This window comes from Enterovibrio sp. FF113 (genome assembly GCF_041439165.1).
Taxonomy (GTDB): Bacteria; Pseudomonadota; Gammaproteobacteria; order Enterobacterales; family Vibrionaceae; genus Enterovibrio; species Enterovibrio norvegicus_A.
The window spans coordinates 1-17,925 of record NZ_JBGONO010000036.1 but is presented as its reverse complement, the minus strand read 5'-3'; the positions used below and the strand labels follow the sequence as shown (position 1 = coordinate 17,925).

Genomic DNA, 17,925 nt, shown 5'->3' with positions numbered 1-17,925 from the left:
GTTGTGCAGACCACGTTGGCATGAATATGTGGTGTCCGATTAGGCAGCTTCACCCGTTGGAACTTCGCTATTGACGGGGATTGGACGGACTAACATCAGATCTGGAGTAGTGTTGACCTCAGGCTTGGCTTTGAAGCGAGGCGCGAAAGAGGTTGAACGCATACGTGCAGGAGTACGGGTAACACGAATAGTAGCAGGGCGCATTTATTGGGGTTCTCATTCATTGCGCATCCATGACGAGTATCAAATACAAAGTGACGTCAGGGATTCCGTTGGCTGCTAGCCTTACTGCGTGTTCACTCTGGAGTGTAATTTTCGCGCGGAGTATAACGAAAAACAACTGATGAAAAAAGCAGCAATTGAAAAATAATTAAGGCGGCATCACGCCGCCTTACTTATTTTTATGTCACGCTTTGGTGAACCCTTTACGCAATAGGCATGACGCGGTTTCTTCCTAAGCTTTTTGCTTCATATAACAGCGCATCGGCGCGACCAATTAAGCTTTTAATTTTTTCACCTTTCTCGAATTGCGCGACACCGATGGACATGGAAATATTATCGAGTTTCTTGCCGGTTTTTTTATCTTTGATAACGAGCCTGTCGATGCTGGCTCTGATGGTTTCAGCGACGCGACACGCACCATTGAGTTGACGATTGGGCACCAAAATAGCGAACTCTTCTCCACCATAGCGAAAAGCTTGGATGCCTTCGCGACAGTAATCGGATAAGCGTTTGGCTGTGAGTTTCAATACCTGATCGCCCATCAGGTGGCCGTAGGTGTCGTTGAAACTTTTAAAATGGTCGAGATCGCATATCAGCAATGAGAACCCTTTTGGTGGCGGTTTACTTGCAAGTGCATCCAGTTCAGCGTCAAAGGCTCGGCGATTGAACAACCCGGTCAGCGCATCGTTCAGCGCCTCTTCATTGGCTTGTGCCAGCGTTTCTTTCAGTCGTTCAATCTCTTTTTGCGCATCGGCAAGTTGGTTCTTGAAAAAGCTGGTGGATTGACGAATTTGGTTCGACCCTTTGACCGCACTGCGAACAACAGCAATCGTTTCATCCATTGACAATGTTTCTTCGCCAACACGTGCCAGTTGAGAGAAGGTTTTGTCCAACGTACTTTGGAATGTGTCTGTGTCTTTGAGGGTATCTTGCATGGTGTTGCCCATTTCTAGCGCTAACGCCTGCAAGCTTTGTTGAAAGTCGTCGGCCTCTTTGACTTTCTTATCGGCGAAATGAGATTGATAAAGTTGGTCACATTGTACTTCGCTCAGTGTCCCCGTCGCTTGAATTGACTCATTAATCTCTTTCGATAGATCGGTGTCAGCGTCGGCCACATAGGTGTACCACAACGCGTAGTTTGTGGGTGTCGCAGACACTTGATATTTCATCAGCAAAGGAACGACTTTCTTTAAATATCCTGTAGATAGCACAAAATTATCTTTAGACATGGCTGGCTTATTCTCCGTTCTATCATGCGAGCGAAACGATGCCGCTAATTACCAGTTTTATAAGCTTAGTAGAATTTAGAGAGATGCTGTGACAGCAACACCATTAACGTATGTCTACACTGAGCAAAAATGGTTTTTGTGTGAGGGATCTAGCGATGAATAAGACAAGGAGGCGTCATCATGGGGTGGTTTAAGAAAGCGTTGGCAAAAGTGGGCGTCGGCAGCGCCGAGATCGCATTTGTTTTGCCTAAAACATCGTTCGCTCTGGGCGAATCAATATCGGCCACAGTTTTAGTCACTGGGGGTAATACTCGCCAGCAGATTGATACTTTATCGTTTGAGCTTCGTTGTGATTATATGGGGTGGGAGCAGCTTCGCTCGAACGGAGAGCAAGGTCAAAAGCGCCAGAAACGGCGGATGACACATTCTTTGGTTAAATGGCGACTGCCGGATACCTTTGCGCTTGAAGCGGGAGAGCAGAGACAATTCGATACCCAGTTTCAAATCCCATTGGACACGCCTTTATCGATGGGGGATGGAAAGATATGGATGGTGGGCAATCTTGACATTCCCATGGCGAAAGATGCGTCCTGTGAGGTTTTTCTGACCGTCACACCCGATGCGCTGTTGAATGCGGTGTTTGACGGATTTGAACAAGCAGGTTTACGCATTGAAAAGGTCAGCAACCAAGATGTTGAACTGGCCTCTTTGCCTTTTGAGCAACGAATGACTTTGGTGCCAGTGTCTGGCCGATTGATGGAAAGCTTGCGACGCGTTGAGTTGGTGGCGTCTCGAGATACTGAGGGATTGCAGTTGGCGCTAATGTTATCGCGACAAGGTGAAGGAGTCGGTGATGCCTTAGGGCGTTTGGTGGGGGCGAATAAAGTGAAACGCGCGTTGACGATTCCTCATGATGCTTCACCCGTGCAAATCACTAAGCACATTGAGGCGTTTTTGGACAAAATCGAATAATATTTTAAGCTTACACGTGTACGCTTAAATGTGTCATACTCATTATCAGCCTCACTTAAGTCGTTTTATTTAGAAGGATGATTGTCCAATGACGACCTGTGTATCTGACACTCCCTCGTATTCGGTTAAAGAAGAAATTGCCAGTAGCATTAGCCATGGGCTAGGTGTCTTGTTCGGTGCTGTTGCACTCATATTACTGCTGGTCAAAGCGGTTGACGCGCACGCCGATGTGCTAAGTATTGTGAGTTATAGCGTCTATGGTGCCAGTATCATTATTTTGTACTTGGCCTCGACCTTGTATCACGCCATTCCTTTTGAAAAATTCAAACGCGCGCTTAAGACTTTCGACCACTGCGCTATCTATTTACTGATAGCCGGGACCTATACCCCGTTTCTGCTGATAAGTTTGCGCACGCCCCTAGCGATGGGTTTGATGGCGCTGATTTGGGGTATTGCATTGGTGGGCATCGTAATGAAAATTGCGTTTGTTTACCGCTTTGAATCCTTATCACTCTTTACTTACTTAGCCATGGGGTGGCTGTCGCTCGTGGTGGTTTATCAGTTGGCGGATGTGGTCCCGACAGCAGGATTGGTTTTGTTAGCATTGGGCGGCGTGGTGTATTCCCTCGGTGTGATTTTCTACGTCAAACCTTCCATTCCCTATAATCATGCTATCTGGCATTTATTTGTGTTGGGTGGGACAGTGCTTCATTTTCTCGCCATCTATTGGTATGTCACGCCCGTTTAAGCTTTTAGAAAGCCATTAACAATCAGAAAAGGCGAGAGAGTAGAATCTCTCGCTTTCTCATTTTTTATGGCATGGTTAATCGCGCCAAAAGGCCGGAAACAACAATACAAGTACTGTCAGAATTTCCAACCGCCCCATGAGCATGCCAATGCAAAGCGCCCATTTTGCAGTGTCAGACAGACTGGCAAAATTGCCGGTTGGGCCAATGATGTTACCCATGCCAGGACCAACATTGGCAACGGCAGTCATGGCGCCGCTAAGGCTAGTAATTCCATCCAAACCTGTCGCTGCCAGTACCATTGCAACCACTAAGATGGTGAACAGGTAGGTGATGGCGAATGCCACCACTGAACGCACGATATCTTCATTGACGGGCCTGCCGTTGTAACGCTGAATAAATACACCGGATGGGTGAACCAGTTGTTGAATGTGTTTTTTTAACAGTGCTAATGCCACCTGAAAACGGAAAATTTTCGCTCCGCCTGCCGTTGAACCAGAGCAACCGCCCACGATTAACATAAACGCAAAAATGACCGAAGCAAACGGGCCCCATGCCGTGAAGTCATCTAACCCAAATCCTGTTGTGGTTACGACCGAGACGATGTTGAACGTGGAGACGCGAATTGCATCGGCAATGGCGTAGCTTTTGTATGTCACTAGCCAGATGCTCACCATCGTAGAGGTGGCGAGCACGAGGTAGGTAAAGCCACGGATCTGAGCGTCATTGATGACCAAGGATGCATCACGTCGACGCAGAGATTGCATCATGAGCAAGAAAGGCAATCCGCCCGCAAACATGAACACCGTCCCTACCCATTGCGCGGAATGAGAGAAACGGTTCATTGACGCATCAGACGTAGAATAGCCGCCTGTAGATATCGTTGTCATGGCGTGGTTAACCGCCTGAAAGGGAGTCATACCTGTTAGCCAGTAAGCGAGAAAGCAAAGTACCGATAAGAACAGGTACACTTTCATGATACTGGTCGCGACGTTTTTGGTGCGAGGGCTGGATTTTGCCGACCAGTCTGACGATTCAGTTTGAAACAATCGCATGCCACCCACATTCAAAAACGGCAAGATCGCCACGCCCATCACGATAAAGCCGACGCCGCCAAGCCATTGTAATATTGAGCGCCAGAGCAAAATGGCGGGCGCCATTTTGTCGAGATGGCTTAATACCGTTGAGCCTGTCGTTGTAATGCCTGACATGGTCTCGAAATACGCATCGGTAAAGCTGATGTGGTTGATAAACACAAACGGTAGTGCTGCAAAGGCACTGGCGATCAGCCACACCAATGTGGTGATGACAAACATGTCTCGGGCATTGAGTCGAAAATTATCTGTTTTGCCAAGCGTTAAGCAAAGGAAGGCGGCAACATGAGTGATGATGACCGCGAGGCCAAAATCAAGAAACCCTGGTGTGCCCGTAAAAAACGCGGTCAGGGTTGGGACGTACATGAAAAGGGCGATCTTTGATAAGACCAACCCGATAACAAACAGTACGGGTCTGAAATTAACCATGCATAGTTCGGCGTATTAGAGGAAGAATGGACTTGGCTGGAACAGCCTTTCCACATCCGGGATATACTTCTTATCCACCAAGAACATCACCACATGGTCGTCTTGCTGAATAACCGTTTTATCATGAGCGATCAGAACTTCGTCTTCTCGAACAATGGCGCCAATAGTGGTACCTGGTGGCAATTTAATGTCCCCAATGGCACGACCAACGACTTTTGATGTGTTGGAATCACCGTGTGCAATGGCTTCAATCGCTTCGGCTGCACCGCGACGAAGTGACGACACGTTGACGATGTCTGCTTTACGAACGTGAGTCAGTAAGGCCGATATGGTTGCTTGCTGCGGCGAAATCGCAATATCAATTGCCCCACCTTGCACGAGATCCACATAGGCGCTGCGCTGAATCAGTACCATGACTTTCTTGGCACCTAAACGTTTTGCCAGCATGGCTGACATGATATTGGCTTCATCTTCGTTGGTCACTGCGATAAACACATCAATCTGATCGATATGCTCTTCACTCAACAACTCTTGATCCGACGCATCACCACAAAAAACGATGGTGTTTTCGAGTATCTCGGACAACTGTTCAGCGCGTCGAGGGCTGCGCTCAATCAGCTTCACGCTGTAAGCACGTTCTAAGCTGCGCGCAAGTCCTGCGCCAATGTTGCCGCCCCCAACAATCATGATGCGCTTATAAGGCTTTTCAAGACGCTGGAGCTCACTCATCACGGAGCGAATGTGGTTACTGGCCGCGACAAAAAACACTTCATCATCCGCTTCAATGATGGTGGTGCCTTGCGGACGAATAGGACGGTCGCGGCGAAATATAGCGGCAACACGGGTATCAACGTGAGGCATGTGCTCACGCAAAGCGGACAGTGCATTCCCCACCAGCGGGCCACCGTAATAAGCTTTGACTGCGACAAGGCCGACTTTGTTATCGGCAAAGTTCACCACTTGCAACGCACCCGGGTATTCAATTAAGCGATGAATATACCTTGTTACCAACTCTTCTGGCGCAATCAGGTGATCGACCGGACAGGCATCGGTTTGGAATAGCTGCTCTTTAGCAGCGAGGTACTCAGGGCTTCGGATCCGCGCAACGCGATTGGGGGTGTTGTAGAGGGTAAAAGCGACTTGGCAAGCAATCATGTTGGTTTCGTCGGAGTTGGTTACCGCAACCAGCATGTCGGCATCCTGCGCGCCGGCTTCTAACAGTGTAGATGGATGGCTGGCATAACCTTGAACGACGCGTAAATCGTATTTGTCTTGTAGCTCTCTGAGGCGCTCAGGGTTTTTATCGACAATGGTAATGTCATTATTTTCGCCAACCAGATTTTCGGCCAATGTACCGCCGACTTGTCCAGCCCCCAAGATGATAATTTTCATAACGTCTGCCTGAACCTCAGTTCATGTTTTATTGGTTTTTACGGGTGGGCGTTGCCGCACCCGCATTGGCACCACTACGCTTTTGTTAGTTCCGCGTAATAGAATCCATCCATGTTTTCTTGTCCCGGCAAAATTTGGCGACCGGGTTTGTCAACAGTGCCTGTTTTTAGCGTTGCATCACGGGTGCGAGCAAGAAATGCTGTCACTTGTTCGCTGTTTTCTTGTGGTGTGATAGAGCAGGTTGCGTAGACCATGGTGCCACCTGACTTTAACTGCGCCCACATGGCGTCCATGATTTCGGATTGCAACGTGACAAGCTGTGCAATATCGTCAGCGCGTCGCAGCCATTTGATGTCTGGGTGGCGACGTATCACACCCGTCGCGGAACATGGCGCGTCAAGCAGGATACGATCAAACTGTTCACCCTGCCACCAGTCAGCAGGATAACGTGCATCCCCGCATATCACCTGTGCATTGAGTTGCAAACGTTGGAGGTTCTCTTTCACGCGCAGTAAGCGGGTGGCGTCGACATCCATCGCAACAACCTTCGCATCCGCTTGGTGTTCAAGAATATGGCAGGTTTTTCCACCCGGTGCGGCGCAACAATCCAAAATCAGCTCGCCAGATTGCGGCTTGAGATAATTGATTGAAAGCTGGGCGGCAGCATCTTGAACAGACACCCAACCATCAGCAAAGCCTGGCAGCGCTGTCACATCACACGGTGAGGCAAGCTTGAGTGCGTCTTCGGCTTCTGAGTGAATATCGGTGTCGATGCCTATGTCTGTCAGCAGTGCGCGGTAGCTATCTCGGGTGTGATGAGTACGGTTAACGCGAAGCCACATTGGGGCTTTCTCGTGATTAGCTTCAACAACCTGTTCCCATTGATCTGGATAGGCGTTTTGCAACAGCTTCAACAACCAACCGGGGTGGCCATATTTACCGGCGTCGTGCGTGACAGCGGCGGTATCCAATGCTTCTTGGTTGCGTTGGTAGCTGCGCAATACGGCGTTAACCAGGCCGCGAAGCTGAGGCTTTTTAAGTACTTTGGTGGCATCGACTGTCTCGGCAACAGCAGCATGTGGCGGTATACGCATGAAGCTTATTTGGTAAAGCCCCACCAAGATCAGGTGGTGGAACACACGTTGTTTTCCCTTCAACGGTTTGTCCATCAGACTTTGGGTGATGGATTCAAGGCGCGGAAGCCAGCGCAGTACGCCGTAGCAGATTTCTTGCAACAGTGCGCCATCTCGCGGTGCCACTTTTTGCTGAGCAGGTGGCAGAACCGCAGACAGCGATTGTCCTTGATCGACCACCTGATAGATAACCTGTGCAGCGACAGCTCTTACATTCATTAAGGTACCTTTGTCAGGAAGTCACGCGCTGTGATAAGACAGCGCGTGATGAAAAGTGTTACTAACCACTAAAAAAGGCCAGCAAGCTGGCCTCCGGCATTACAGGATATTGCCAGGTTCAAACCAGTCGCGGCGAGAGTTCAACATGTCTGCTGCACTCATGGCTTTCTTGCCCGGAGGCTGGATTGACGTTAGACATAGCACACCGTTACCCGTGGCAACGCGAATGCCTTTTTTGTCTGCCGACAAGATGGTACCAGGGACACTTGTGCTTTCGTCCGTCTCGACGTCGGCATCCCATACTTTGATGTTGTGCTCGCCCTGATCGTTGACGGTCAGGGTGAAATAGCTCACAGGCCATGGATTGAAAGCGCGAATGCAGCGTTCAATCTCAACGGCACTCATGCTCCAGTCGATCTGTGCTTCTTCTTTGCTCAGCTTCTTGGCGTAGTTTGCCAGTTCGTCATTTTGCTTTTCAGCGACAGCTTTATCCGCTGCAATATCATCCAAGCAATGAACCAATGCGTCAGGTCCAAGTTCCGCCAATCTTTGATAAAGCGTGGCACTGGTTTCTTTTGGATCAATGCTCAGGGTTGCGATTTTTAGCATATCGCCAGTATCTAAGCCTTCATCCATTTGCATGATGGTGACACCGGTTTCGGTATCGCCTGCCCAGATAGCGCGCTGAATAGGCGCAGCACCACGCCAGCGTGGCAAGATAGAACCATGCACGTTGATGCAACCAAGGCGTGGCGTATCGAGTACCACTTTTGGCAATAGCAGGCCATAAGCAACCACCACCATGATATCGGCATCAATCGCGGCTAATTCTTGCTGCGCGTCTTCGGCTTTTAAGCTTGCTGGCTGATAAACCGGGATGTTGTGTTCTTGTGCGAGGACTTTTACGGGACTAGCCGTCAGTTTTTTTCCTCGACCAGCAGGACGATCTGGCTGGGTATACACCGCAACCACATCATGGTGCGAAGACAACAACGCCGCCAGATGAAGGGCGGCGAAATCCGGCGTGCCGGCAAATGCAATACGTAGTGATTTGCTCAAGGAAACCTCAGTTGGTTTTTTCGTTAGCGCGTTTGATCTTTTCGAGCTTTTGTTTGATGCGCTGTTGCTTTAACGGCGACAGGTAATCAACAAACAGTTTGCCTTCAAGGTGGTCTAATTCGTGTTGTACACAAATAGCCAGCAGATCGTCGGCATCGAATTGATAAGGGTTACCATCGCGGTCGAGCGCTTTCACGGTCACTTCAGATGCACGTGCCACTAACGCTCGTGCGCCAGGAACAGACAGACAGCCTTCTTCAATACCATCTTCACCGCGCTTTTCGATGATCTCAGGGTTGATCAGTACCATCGGCTCGTCGCGCGAATCAGAGATATCAATCACGACAATGCGTTGGTGAACATCAACCTGCGTTGCCGCCAAGCCAATACCTTCTTCGTCGTACATGGTATCTAGCATGTCATCGATGAATTTTTGAATTTCTGGTGTGACGCTTTCTACCGGTTTAGCCACCGTGCGTAGGCGATCGTCCGGGAAGGTTAAAACCTGCAATACACTCATAAACGTCTCTTAAAATTGTTGAACTGTGCCGTATCCGGCTTTGGTAATTGGGCTAATTCTAGACATTTTGCGATTCAAATGACAGCATCCAAATGAAAGTATGCTTTTGGAGACATAGGATGTTTAAAAAGCTCGCCACGCTTTGTTTGGCTTATCTGTTGTCAGCAGCTGCAGCTGCCGCTGTTATTGAGGTATCAAAGGATGCACCGGACAATTATACTGTGCGCAAAGGCGATACCCTTTGGGACATTGCTGGCCTTTATTTGGAAAACCCTTGGCAGTGGCCTCATTTGTGGCAACAAAACCCAGCAATTGAGAACCCCCACCTTATCTATCCAGGTGATGCACTGAGATTGTCATGGGATGAAGGACGACCCGCATTGTCTCTTGCAACGGGTGAACGGCTCACCAAGCAATTGCCGATTAGCTCTGCGTCACAGTCTGTGCTTAAACAGTTTCTGACGTTTGATACGCTGATTGGCGAGGCTGAGTTTGGTCTGGCACCTCGAGTCTTGGGGAGTCAGGATGGTTGGAGTTACATTTCTACGCGAACCCCTTTCTTTATTGATGCATCCGTTGAGTCTGAAAACTGGTTCATTTACCGACCAGTGACAACATTTGAGCGTACTGAAAATGATCAAATGTTGAAGATGATAAGCCTTAAGAAGGTTGCTGAAGCCAAGTTAGTCAGAGTACATGACGATATTTCTGAACTTAAGCTGGTGAAGCAATCTCAAGAAGTCAGACCTAACGACATTCTTTTACCGGCACTGGGTGTAAAAACGGGCAGTGTTTTTCATCCCCAAACGGCACCGAGTGGATTGGAAGGTAATTTGATCGGTCATCTTTATGGCAGTAAGTATGTAGGCCTTCGTCAAATCGTTGTGGTTGATCGGGGTGCAGAGGATGGCGTTAAAGCGGGACATGCGTTATCTGTTCAGCAACCTGGTGCTGTGCTGAAAGGGGTAAAAGGCGACATGCGTTATGAAAGCGGCATTGATAGTGCCGCTGCCCCCGTGTTGACACAACTGCCGGATCAGCGTGCGGGGATGTTGCTGGTCATAAAAAGCTATCCACACTTTAGCTTGGCAATGGTCGTTGATGCTACTCAGCCACTTTCTGCACCTATGCTTGTGACGTCAGCGGAAGGCTAAAATGGATGCATCGCTTGAGTCTTGGTTGCGGCTTGCTGCTGTGCCAAGACTTGGCGGCAATGCCGTCAGTAAAATCATTTGTAAGTACCCGCCAGAAAAACTTGTTGAACTTGAAGATATACACTTAGCGGCACTGGGCTTTAAACCCGCGCAAATTAAAGCGCTTCGTTACCCTGATATGTCAGTCATCGACAAATGCATGACATGGTGTTCTCTGCCGAATAGAGACATTATCAGCCTCACTGATCCGCGTTATCCTTATCTTCTCAAGCAAATCTCCGGTGCACCGCCTCTTTTGTTTGTGGAGGGGAATCCTGACGTTTTATCTTTACCCCAGATAGCTATCGTTGGAAGCCGAGATGCTAGCGCAGAAGGGCTATCGCTTGCGCATGCATTTGCTCAGTCGCTGGCCGAGCATGATGTGGTGGTAACCAGTGGTTTGGCGCTCGGGATTGATGGTAGAGCGCATCGCGGTGCGCTTGATGCAGGAGGGCGAACCATCGCGGTATTAGGCTCTGGGCTTGAAAAGGTGTACCCTTCCCCCCATCGTGATCTTGCTAAAGATGTCACGTCAAACGGTGCCTTGGTGTCAGAGTTGTGGCCATGGTCACCGCCAAAACCTGCATTTTTTCCGAGAAGAAATCGGATTATCAGCGGTCTTTCTACAGGTGTACTTGTTGTTGAAGCTGCACTGAAAAGTGGCTCATTGATCACCGCACGCCTTGCGCTTGAGCAAGGGCGCGACGTTTTTGCGCTACCAGGTTCAATACACAATCCTCATGCTAAAGGCAGTAACGGGCTTATTAAGCAGGGCGCATTTTTAGTGGAATCTGTTGATGAGATTTTAGAGCAGGTGGGCGCGCTAGCGGGTTGTGCAATTAATCACCAGTTAGACGTGGCACAGGCTCAAGTTTTACAAGAAGAATTGCCATTTCCTGAACTGTTGGCTAACGTAGGAAATGAAGCAAGGTGTGTCGATGTGCTTGCAGAAATCTGCGATCAACCCGTTCACGAAATCATGATGAAGTTGTTAGAACTAGAGCTACTGGGGCTTGTATCCGCAGTACCCGGTGGCTATGTCAGAGCGAGGAGGGGATAGCCATGATGGACATCTTAATGTACCTGTTTGAAACTTACATCCATAGTGATGTCGAGTTGCTGGTAGATCAGGACGAATTGGCTGATGAACTCTCCAGAGCAGGGTTTCATCAGGACGATATATATAAAGCGCTGAACTGGCTGGAGAAGCTGGCGCTATTGCAAGACGCCGACAAGACCCCTTATTTAACGGGGAGTGCGTTGACCTCGGTTCGTATCTTTACGCCAAAAGAAATGGATCGTCTGGATACTGAAAGCCGCGGATTCTTGATATTTCTGGAACAAATCAGCGTGCTGAGTCCAGAAACCCGTGAGATGGTCATTGATCGTGTGATGGAATTGGAAACGCAGGAATTCGCATTAGATGACTTGAAATGGGTGATCTTGATGGTGCTGTTCAACGTGCCAGGTAATGAGCGAGCGTATGATCAGATGGAAGACCTGCTGTATAGCACAGCAGAAGACGAGTACCTTCACTAAGGCTACTCTCCTATAAGTTTTTGAGGCTAATCTGTTTTGGCTGGAAAAATTGATGAATCGCTTTTCAGTGCGCATGAACATGCACTGGAGCAAGAAGAACGCTGCCCACAATGTGGCAGCGTTCTTGTTATTAGGCACAGTAAACGTGGACCGTTTAAAGCATGCTCTGCGCACCCTGACTGTGACTTTACTGAATCACTAAACCACAATGATGGCCATGTGGTGAAGGCGCTCGGGTTGCCGTGCCCTGAATGTAGCAGTGAACTCGTGTTGCGTCAGGGGCGTTTTGGCATGTTCATCGGCTGCTCATCGTATCCGGTGTGTCAGCATATTGAGAAGCGTGATCAGGCATCTGAAGGCGGTGATGGGATAGATGTCGCGTGCCCAGAGTGTAAGACGGGTGCTTTGCATGAGAAGAAGTCGCGCTTTGGAAAAGTCTTTTATGCCTGTGATGGCTACCCAAAGTGCAAGTTTGCTGTCAACCTTAAGCCCATTAAAGGCGTATGCGAGATTTGCGGTTACCCGTTGTTGCTCGAGAAGACATTGGCGGCGGGAGCGTTTAAGGTTTGTGCCAGCAAGAAATGCCAGCAAAAGCAGGGTTAGCTTTTGCGCTAGCTTTCAGTGAAATAAAGCCGCATTTGCGGCTTTTATTTTATTTGCTTAGCGAAGATGCGGCATCTTTTAATGCTGGGAATTCATTTTCTGCCAGCAGTGATGCTAGATCTTTCAATATGATACTCAGCTCGGCGGTTGTGTCTGCACAGACATTGATGTGACCGATTTTACGTCCCGGACGTGGTGCTTTGTCGTACCAGTGCACATGTGCAATACGCATAACTTCGTCAGGTACTGTCACTTCACCAACGATGTTGATCATGGCTGTGGGGCGAATGCGGGCAGCACTGCCGAGTGGCAAATTGCAAACTGCGCGCAGATGATTTTCAAACTGGCAAACTTCCGCGCCTTGTTGTGTCCAATGGCCTGAGTTGTGCACCCGGGGCGCAATTTCGTTTACCATCAATGTGCCGTTAACATCAAAGAACTCTATTGCTAACACGCCGACATAATCGAGAGCGTCTGCCACGGCTTTAAACATGGCTTCGGCTTGAGTTTGCAATGCCTCGTTTTCACCCGCTGCAACGGAAACACTCAAAATACCATCGGTATGGATATTTTCTGTCAGCGGATACACTTCAAGCTCACCGTTCGCGTTGCGAGCGCCAATCAATGACACTTCACGATCAAACGGTACGAACTCTTCAGCAATGACACACTGACGATCACCTTGATGGGATGCTTGCAAAAATGCAGCGATATCTCTCCAAGTGGGCTCTATATCATCAAGGGATTTTAAGCGCCATTGCCCTTTACCATCGTAGCCATCAAGGGCGCTTTTCACGATCATTGGTACACCGATGGTGCTCAGGGCTGTATCAAAATCTTCACGGTTTTGGATGGTGTGATAACGTGCGTTGTTGACGCCTGCTTTGTCGAGCAAAGCTTTTTCCTTGCGGCGATCACCACCGGTCAGAATCGCTTCTTCTCCAGGGGAGAACTTTCCGCTGGCCTGACAGGTGCTAAGAATATCAGGCGCGATATGCTCGAACTCGGCAGTGATAATATCAGCGCCTGCAATCCCGTTTTCTAATCCATGACCCAGCACTTCGAGTGTGACAGGGTGAACCAGATTGCCACTTCGCACATCATACGCGCTAACTTTTAGATTTAGCGGGGCTCCTGCTAACGCCATCATTCGTGCCAGTTGCCCAGCACCTAGAACCAGCACATTCATGATTAACCTACCGACGGGTCAGGGTGAGCCAGCACCGTTTCTGTTTGGGTTTGGCGGAAGTTATCGATTTTGCTCATTAGGGCGTCATCGCTGGTTGCGAGAATTTGCGCGGCTAGAAGGCCTGCATTGGCTGCACCTGCATCACCAATTGCAAGGGTGCCAACCGCAACACCTTTTGGCATTTGTACGATAGAAAGCAGTGAATCCATGCCTTTCAATGCTTTTGACTGAACAGGTACACCCAAAACAGGAAGACTGGTAAATGCAGCGGTCATACCAGGGAGGTGCGCTGCGCCGCCAGCACCGGCAATGATAACTTTTATGCCACGAGAAGCAGCATTGTTGGCATACTCTGCAAGCAGTTGAGGGGTTCGGTGGGCTGAAACCACCTTGGTTTCATACGCAACGCCAAAGTGATCCAGCATGTCTGCTGCGTTTTTCATGGTTGGCCAATCGGATTTTGAACCCATGATGATGCCGACTTTCATATCTGCTCCTGTAACTACCGTGTACTGCGAAGTGGAATTGCGCGTCATTATATCGGTAAAAATCCGCAAGGAAAACGTTTGCGTCCGTGCATTTCGCTACAAGCTTACTTGTTTAGGGTGGAATAAAAATTAACGAGTGTGTTTCGATGTGTGACAAAAATGTTGAGAATGACATTGGTAATTAGTCATAGTATGGCGAATTTCGAAATGCCTGATTAGGAGAGAAACCTTGGCGAATGTTGAACAGTGTGTCGCTGCATTGGCGCGCGGTGAGGTGATAGCGTACCCGACAGAAGGTGTATTTGGCGTTGGTTGCGACCCTGATAATGTACAAGCGGTACAAGCGTTGCTGTCGGTCAAAGAGCGAATTAAAGCTAAGGGCTTAATCTTAATCGCTGCGAACTTGGCGCAGTTAGACGGTTATATTGACCTCGATGCTTTGAGTGATAGTGTCAAAGCGGATGTGCTGGCCACTTGGCCTGGCCCTGTGACCTGGGTGATGCCTGCGGGCAAAAACATCACGGATTGGGTGACGGGCCAGTTTGACACTGTTGCCGTGCGTGTGTCTGATCACCCTGATGTTCAGGCATTGTGCGTTGCTTATGGAAAACCAATCACATCGACCAGTGCCAACTTGAGCGGTAAAGAGCCTTGTCGAACCGTTGAAGAGGTCGTTAACCAGCTTGGCGATCGCGTACCGTGTGTGTTGAATGGAATAATTGGTGGACGTGATAAGCCAACCGAGATCCGCGATGCGCGTTCTGGTAAGGTGCTACGTCAAGGCTGAATAAGTTAGTAATAAAGAAGGAATTAACGTGCCAAACCTCCCTCAGCAAGTAGATAAAGAAGCTGTAAAGCGCTTTTTACTGTCGCTTCAGGATTCTATCTGTGCTGCATTAGAGCAAGAAGATGGTGTTGCCATATTTCAGGAAGATGCATGGCAAAGAGAAGCTGGGGGCGGAGGTAAAAGTCGCGTATTGCGCGAGGGCACTGTTTTTGAACAGGCGGGCGTGAATTTTTCGCATGTGTTCGGTGACAAGATGCCAGGATCCGCAACCGCACATCGTCCAGAACTTGCTGGTCGAAGCTTCGAAGCGATGGGGGTGTCTTTAGTTGTTCATCCAAACAACCCTCATGTACCGACGTCTCATGCTAACGTTCGTTTCTTTATCGCAGAAAAAGAAGGTGAAGACCCAGTATGGTGGTTTGGTGGTGGCTTTGACTTGACCCCATTCTATCCAGTTGAAGAGGATTGTGTTCACTGGCACCAAACCGCCAAAGCAATTTGTGCGCCATTTGGCGATGATGTTTACCAAGAACACAAGGCGTGGTGTGATCGCTACTTCTTCTTACCGCATCGCAACGAAACGCGTGGTGTAGGCGGCCTCTTTTTTGATGATTTAAATAGCTGGGGTTTTGATGCCTCGCTTAATTATATAGAAGCGGTGGGTCAAGGCTTCCTTGATGCCTATTTGCCTATTGTCCAAAAACGTAAAGACACAGAATACGGAGAGCGAGAGCGACAGTTTCAGCTTTATCGTCGTGGTCGCTATGTTGAATTTAATCTTGTGTATGACCGTGGCACATTATTCGGTCTACAAAGTGGCGGACGCACTGAATCCATCTTAATGTCGATGCCACCTCTCGTCAGATGGCAATACGGTTTTGAGCCAGAAGTGGGCTCTGCAGAAGAAAAGCTCTATACCGAATATTTAACACCAAGGGACTGGTAAGCACGAATGGATAAGTACGTCGTTGTTGGTAATCCGATATCACACAGTAAATCCCCTTTTATACACACATTGTTTGCGCGCCAGACAGCTCAGCAGATGACGTACGAAATGTTTGAAGCACCTATTGGCGAATTTAACCAAGCTATAACGGCTTTTTTTGCCTCGGGCGGAAAGGGCTGCAATGTCACTGTGCCATTCAAAGAAGATGCTTTTGCTTTTGCAACCATGCTGACTGAGCGCGCTAAGCTAGCAGGCGCGGTAAATACCCTGAAAAAGCTCGACGACGGTGGCATCCTTGGTGACAACACTGATGGTGAAGGTTTGGTGCAAGATTTATTGAGTCATCATGTCCAGCTTGAAGGCGCCAACATCTTATTGTTGGGAGCCGGCGGTGCGGCAAGAGGGGTGATATTACCTTTGCTTAAGCATGATCCTGCCTCGTTGGTTGTCGCGAATCGCACAGCCAGTAAAGCATTAACCTTGTCTGAATTATTTTCAGAACATGGGAATGTCTCAGCCAAGGCATTCGATGAGCTAGAAGGCTCAGCATTTGATGTCATCATCAATTCAACGTCCGCGAGCCTATCGGGTGACCATCCCAATATCCCTTCTTCTGTTATTGTTGAAAATACCATTGTCTATGACATGGTGTATGGTGCAGGCTTAACGAGCAGTAACCAATGGGCTAAGGCGCAAGGTGCCTCTCGCGTTATTGATGGTTTGGGTATGTTGGTGGGACAAGCTGCCGAAAGTTTCACTATATGGCGTGGTCTTAGACCCGGAACGACTCAGGTATTAAGGGAGCTTCGCCGTAACTTGGCGGATTAGTGATGAATCAAAGTATTATTTTCGCCGATGAGCAGCGCATAAGTGCTGACAGGCAGGCGGTGCATTTCGATGCTCAACAGTCTGGAGTTATGATCCCTTGTTTCGTTGCTATTGCGGATCTGCAAAAGCATCATCAGGGTGAGTTAACATCAGAAAAAGCGATACTGGATGTTTTTAGTCAGTATCGCTTCGATTATGAAGACCTAGCGCAAGAGGCAATTGAAGCTGAAGACATCAATGAGCGCGGGGAGGTTTGGGTCAGTTAGCTTTCAGCTAAATACTCGTTCTTCGTTGCTACATAGTTGTCAGAGGATTTTTGCAAGAACGCTCGTTCTGCTTCTCTCAATGGGCGAGCTTGTTTCACTGGGCTACCGACATAAAGATATCCTGATTCGAGACGCTTCCCTGGTGGCACCAGACTGCCTGCTCCAATCATCACATTATCTTCGATGATGACGCCATCCAATACGATAGCACCCATTCCGACCAGTACATTATTCCCAATCGTGCAGCCATGCAGCATCACTTTATGACCAACAGTAACGTCATTACCAATAATGAGGGGATAGCCTTCAGGGTTATCATTGTTCTTGTGGGTCACGTGTAATACCGAACCATCCTGAATATTGGTACGATCACCGAGACGAATGTGGTTAACGTCACCACGAGCTGCGACAAAAGGCCAGATACTTACATCATGACCTAAAGCAATGTCGCCAACTAAGACGGATGTTGGATCGATATAAACTCGAGCGCCAACCTGAGGGAAGATACCTTTATAGCTGCGAAGTACAGAAGTCATCATGATTTCCTGACGGGATATATGAATCTCAGATTATCTCGATGGCCAGAAGAGTGCAATTCTTCAGCGGTTTAATGTGATTTAGTGGTCTTTAGAGCGAAAATCGACCGAACGGGTCGTTTTGGATGAAAACCTGCAATAAAGCCCTTGCCAAGATCTCAAACCTCCCTATAATGCGACCTCACTGACACGGAGAGAGGCTTCCAAGCTAGGAAATACTCAGCCAATCAGTACGGCGAAAACGGCTTCAAAACTGAATGGAAATAAACGCTTGACGTTAACGACCCAATCAGTAGAATGCCCGCCTGCTTCAACGGAAAAGCCCAGTGCTTATCGCGGTTGAAGGGAGTCAACAAGACGTTTTGGAGGCGGTGAGCAGCACGCTGAAAAATCTCAAAATTTCTTCTTGACTTCATCGCCTGGCAGCGTAGAATTCGCAGCCCTGACGATGAGAAGACGTCTCCACGGAGTCGCTTCTACAGTCAACGTTCTTTAACAATTTGACCTATACAATCTGTGTGGGCACTCGTACTTG

The 17,925-nt window shown here is 48.7% G+C and carries 20 protein-coding genes; 10 read left to right on the top strand and 10 right to left on the bottom strand.

The window, feature by feature from the left end; all coding sequences use genetic code 11:
• Window positions 1-39 precede the first annotated feature (39 nt).
• Together ACED36_RS20960 and ACED36_RS20955 are read right to left on the bottom strand one after the other, a co-directional pair.
• On the bottom strand, window positions 40-204 hold the full coding sequence (locus ACED36_RS20960) for a hypothetical protein (protein ID WP_016960934.1): 165 nt from the start codon (window positions 202-204) through the stop codon (window positions 40-42).
• A 221-nt stretch (window positions 205-425) separates the two neighbouring features.
• Window positions 426-1,451 (bottom strand): GGDEF domain-containing protein, encoded by a 1,026-nt coding sequence (locus ACED36_RS20955; protein ID WP_016960935.1) that lies wholly within the window; start codon window positions 1,449-1,451, stop codon window positions 426-428.
• 180 nt (window positions 1,452-1,631) lie between these two features.
• On the opposite strand from ACED36_RS20955, the gene ACED36_RS20950 reads away from it, so the two are divergent.
• Window positions 1,632-2,423, top strand: a complete 792-nt coding sequence (locus ACED36_RS20950; RefSeq protein ID WP_016960936.1) for a sporulation protein — start codon at window positions 1,632-1,634, stop codon at window positions 2,421-2,423.
• An 88-nt stretch (window positions 2,424-2,511) separates the two neighbouring features.
• Window positions 2,512-3,171 (top strand): hemolysin III family protein, encoded by a 660-nt coding sequence (locus ACED36_RS20945; protein WP_016960937.1) that lies wholly within the window; start codon window positions 2,512-2,514, stop codon window positions 3,169-3,171.
• Window positions 3,172-3,246: 75 nt separating this feature from the next.
• Here ACED36_RS20945 and ACED36_RS20940 read toward each other — a convergent pair whose 3' ends face one another.
• The 5 genes from ACED36_RS20940 to def all read right to left on the bottom strand — a co-directional run bounded on the left by ACED36_RS20940 (window position 3,247) and on the right by def (window position 9,015).
• Entirely contained in the window at window positions 3,247-4,692 is a 1,446-nt protein-coding gene (locus ACED36_RS20940) for a TrkH family potassium uptake protein (protein WP_029486555.1), read from the bottom strand.
• Window positions 4,693-4,707: 15 nt separating this feature from the next.
• The gene (gene trkA / locus ACED36_RS20935; protein ID WP_016960939.1) at window positions 4,708-6,084 is read right to left on the bottom strand and encodes a Trk system potassium transporter TrkA; all 1,377 of its coding nucleotides are present in this window, start codon (window positions 6,082-6,084) and stop codon (window positions 4,708-4,710) included.
• Window positions 6,085-6,158: 74 nt separating this feature from the next.
• Entirely contained in the window at window positions 6,159-7,436 is a 1,278-nt protein-coding gene (gene rsmB, locus ACED36_RS20930; protein ID WP_016960940.1) for a 16S rRNA (cytosine(967)-C(5))-methyltransferase RsmB, read from the bottom strand.
• Between the two features lie 99 nt (window positions 7,437-7,535).
• A complete protein-coding gene (fmt, locus tag ACED36_RS20925) occupies window positions 7,536-8,495 on the bottom strand; it encodes a methionyl-tRNA formyltransferase (RefSeq protein ID WP_016960941.1) in 960 nt (319 codons plus the stop codon).
• A gap of 7 nt (window positions 8,496-8,502) precedes the next feature.
• Window positions 8,503-9,015, bottom strand: a complete 513-nt coding sequence (gene def / locus ACED36_RS20920; protein ID WP_016960942.1) for a peptide deformylase — start codon at window positions 9,013-9,015, stop codon at window positions 8,503-8,505.
• Between the two features lie 119 nt (window positions 9,016-9,134).
• On the opposite strand from def, the gene ACED36_RS20915 reads away from it, so the two are divergent.
• The 4 genes from ACED36_RS20915 to ACED36_RS20900 are packed head-to-tail and all read left to right on the top strand — an operon-like array spanning window position 9,135 to window position 12,350.
• On the top strand, window positions 9,135-10,169 hold the full coding sequence (locus ACED36_RS20915) for a LysM peptidoglycan-binding domain-containing protein (protein ID WP_016960943.1): 1,035 nt from the start codon (window positions 9,135-9,137) through the stop codon (window positions 10,167-10,169).
• A gap of 1 nt (window position 10,170) precedes the next feature.
• A complete protein-coding gene (dprA, locus tag ACED36_RS20910) occupies window positions 10,171-11,268 on the top strand; it encodes a DNA-processing protein DprA (RefSeq protein WP_016960944.1) in 1,098 nt (365 codons plus the stop codon).
• A 2-nt stretch (window positions 11,269-11,270) separates the two neighbouring features.
• Window positions 11,271-11,747: a DUF494 family protein gene (locus ACED36_RS20905; protein WP_016960946.1), complete on the top strand. Its 477-nt coding sequence runs from the start codon at window positions 11,271-11,273 to the stop codon at window positions 11,745-11,747.
• Between the two features lie 36 nt (window positions 11,748-11,783).
• Complete coding sequence (locus ACED36_RS20900; RefSeq protein WP_016960947.1) at window positions 11,784-12,350, top strand: type I DNA topoisomerase; 567 nt, start codon at window positions 11,784-11,786, stop codon at window positions 12,348-12,350.
• 49 nt (window positions 12,351-12,399) lie between these two features.
• Here the strand turns inward: ACED36_RS20900 and ACED36_RS20895 are convergent, their stop codons facing one another.
• Entirely contained in the window at window positions 12,400-13,539 is a 1,140-nt protein-coding gene (locus tag ACED36_RS20895; protein ID WP_016960948.1) for a 5-(carboxyamino)imidazole ribonucleotide synthase, read from the bottom strand.
• Between the two features lie 2 nt (window positions 13,540-13,541).
• Window positions 13,542-14,027 carry a 5-(carboxyamino)imidazole ribonucleotide mutase gene (gene purE / locus ACED36_RS20890; protein ID WP_016960949.1) on the bottom strand — a complete coding sequence of 162 codons (486 nt, stop codon included), beginning with the start codon at window positions 14,025-14,027 and terminating at the stop codon, window positions 13,542-13,544.
• A 229-nt stretch (window positions 14,028-14,256) separates the two neighbouring features.
• Between purE and ACED36_RS20885 the strand changes: the two genes are divergently transcribed.
• Genes ACED36_RS20885 through ACED36_RS20870 form a run of 4 tightly spaced genes read left to right on the top strand, consistent with a single transcriptional unit; the run spans window position 14,257 to window position 16,854 of the window.
• Window positions 14,257-14,814: an L-threonylcarbamoyladenylate synthase gene (locus ACED36_RS20885; protein ID WP_016960950.1), complete on the top strand. Its 558-nt coding sequence runs from the start codon at window positions 14,257-14,259 to the stop codon at window positions 14,812-14,814.
• Between the two features lie 28 nt (window positions 14,815-14,842).
• Window positions 14,843-15,760: an oxygen-dependent coproporphyrinogen oxidase gene (hemF, locus tag ACED36_RS20880; RefSeq protein ID WP_016960951.1), complete on the top strand. Its 918-nt coding sequence runs from the start codon at window positions 14,843-14,845 to the stop codon at window positions 15,758-15,760.
• A gap of 6 nt (window positions 15,761-15,766) precedes the next feature.
• Window positions 15,767-16,588, top strand: coding sequence for a shikimate dehydrogenase (gene aroE, locus ACED36_RS20875; RefSeq protein WP_016960952.1), 822 nt, complete (start codon window positions 15,767-15,769; stop codon window positions 16,586-16,588).
• A 2-nt stretch (window positions 16,589-16,590) separates the two neighbouring features.
• Window positions 16,591-16,854 carry a DUF1488 domain-containing protein gene (locus ACED36_RS20870; RefSeq protein ID WP_016960953.1) on the top strand — a complete coding sequence of 88 codons (264 nt, stop codon included), beginning with the start codon at window positions 16,591-16,593 and terminating at the stop codon, window positions 16,852-16,854.
• Here ACED36_RS20870 and ACED36_RS20865 read toward each other — a convergent pair.
• On the bottom strand, window positions 16,851-17,390 hold the full coding sequence (locus tag ACED36_RS20865) for a gamma carbonic anhydrase family protein (protein ID WP_016960954.1): 540 nt from the start codon (window positions 17,388-17,390) through the stop codon (window positions 16,851-16,853). The two genes, ACED36_RS20870 and ACED36_RS20865, sit on opposite strands and share 4 nt — an antisense overlap.
• Window positions 17,391-17,925: the final 535 nt, after the last annotated feature.

What these genes read in the sequence shown, in the direction of transcription:
- ACED36_RS20915 (WP_016960943.1), top strand. Translation starts at nt 9,135, where the DNA reads ATGTTTAAAAAGCTCGCCACGCTTTGTTTGGCTTATCTGTTGTCAGCA.
- ACED36_RS20960 (WP_016960934.1), bottom strand. Translation starts at nt 204, where the DNA reads ATGCGCCCTGCTACTATTCGTGTTACCCGTACTCCTGCACGTATGCGT.
- trkA (WP_016960939.1), bottom strand. Translation starts at nt 6,084, where the DNA reads ATGAAAATTATCATCTTGGGGGCTGGACAAGTCGGCGGTACATTGGCC.
- def (WP_016960942.1), bottom strand. Translation starts at nt 9,015, where the DNA reads ATGAGTGTATTGCAGGTTTTAACCTTCCCGGACGATCGCCTACGCACG.
- dprA (WP_016960944.1), top strand. Translation starts at nt 10,171, where the DNA reads ATGGATGCATCGCTTGAGTCTTGGTTGCGGCTTGCTGCTGTGCCAAGA.
- ACED36_RS20865 (WP_016960954.1), bottom strand. Translation starts at nt 17,390, where the DNA reads ATGACTTCTGTACTTCGCAGCTATAAAGGTATCTTCCCTCAGGTTGGC.
- ACED36_RS20955 (WP_016960935.1), bottom strand. Translation starts at nt 1,451, where the DNA reads ATGTCTAAAGATAATTTTGTGCTATCTACAGGATATTTAAAGAAAGTC.
- aroE (WP_016960952.1), top strand. Translation starts at nt 15,767, where the DNA reads ATGGATAAGTACGTCGTTGTTGGTAATCCGATATCACACAGTAAATCC.
- rsmB (WP_016960940.1), bottom strand. Translation starts at nt 7,436, where the DNA reads ATGAATGTAAGAGCTGTCGCTGCACAGGTTATCTATCAGGTGGTCGAT.
- ACED36_RS20905 (WP_016960946.1), top strand. Translation starts at nt 11,271, where the DNA reads ATGATGGACATCTTAATGTACCTGTTTGAAACTTACATCCATAGTGAT.
- ACED36_RS20870 (WP_016960953.1), top strand. Translation starts at nt 16,591, where the DNA reads ATGAATCAAAGTATTATTTTCGCCGATGAGCAGCGCATAAGTGCTGAC.
- ACED36_RS20940 (WP_029486555.1), bottom strand. Translation starts at nt 4,692, where the DNA reads ATGGTTAATTTCAGACCCGTACTGTTTGTTATCGGGTTGGTCTTATCA.
- ACED36_RS20945 (WP_016960937.1), top strand. Translation starts at nt 2,512, where the DNA reads ATGACGACCTGTGTATCTGACACTCCCTCGTATTCGGTTAAAGAAGAA.
- ACED36_RS20895 (WP_016960948.1), bottom strand. Translation starts at nt 13,539, where the DNA reads ATGAATGTGCTGGTTCTAGGTGCTGGGCAACTGGCACGAATGATGGCG.
- ACED36_RS20950 (WP_016960936.1), top strand. Translation starts at nt 1,632, where the DNA reads ATGGGGTGGTTTAAGAAAGCGTTGGCAAAAGTGGGCGTCGGCAGCGCC.
- purE (WP_016960949.1), bottom strand. Translation starts at nt 14,027, where the DNA reads ATGAAAGTCGGCATCATCATGGGTTCAAAATCCGATTGGCCAACCATG.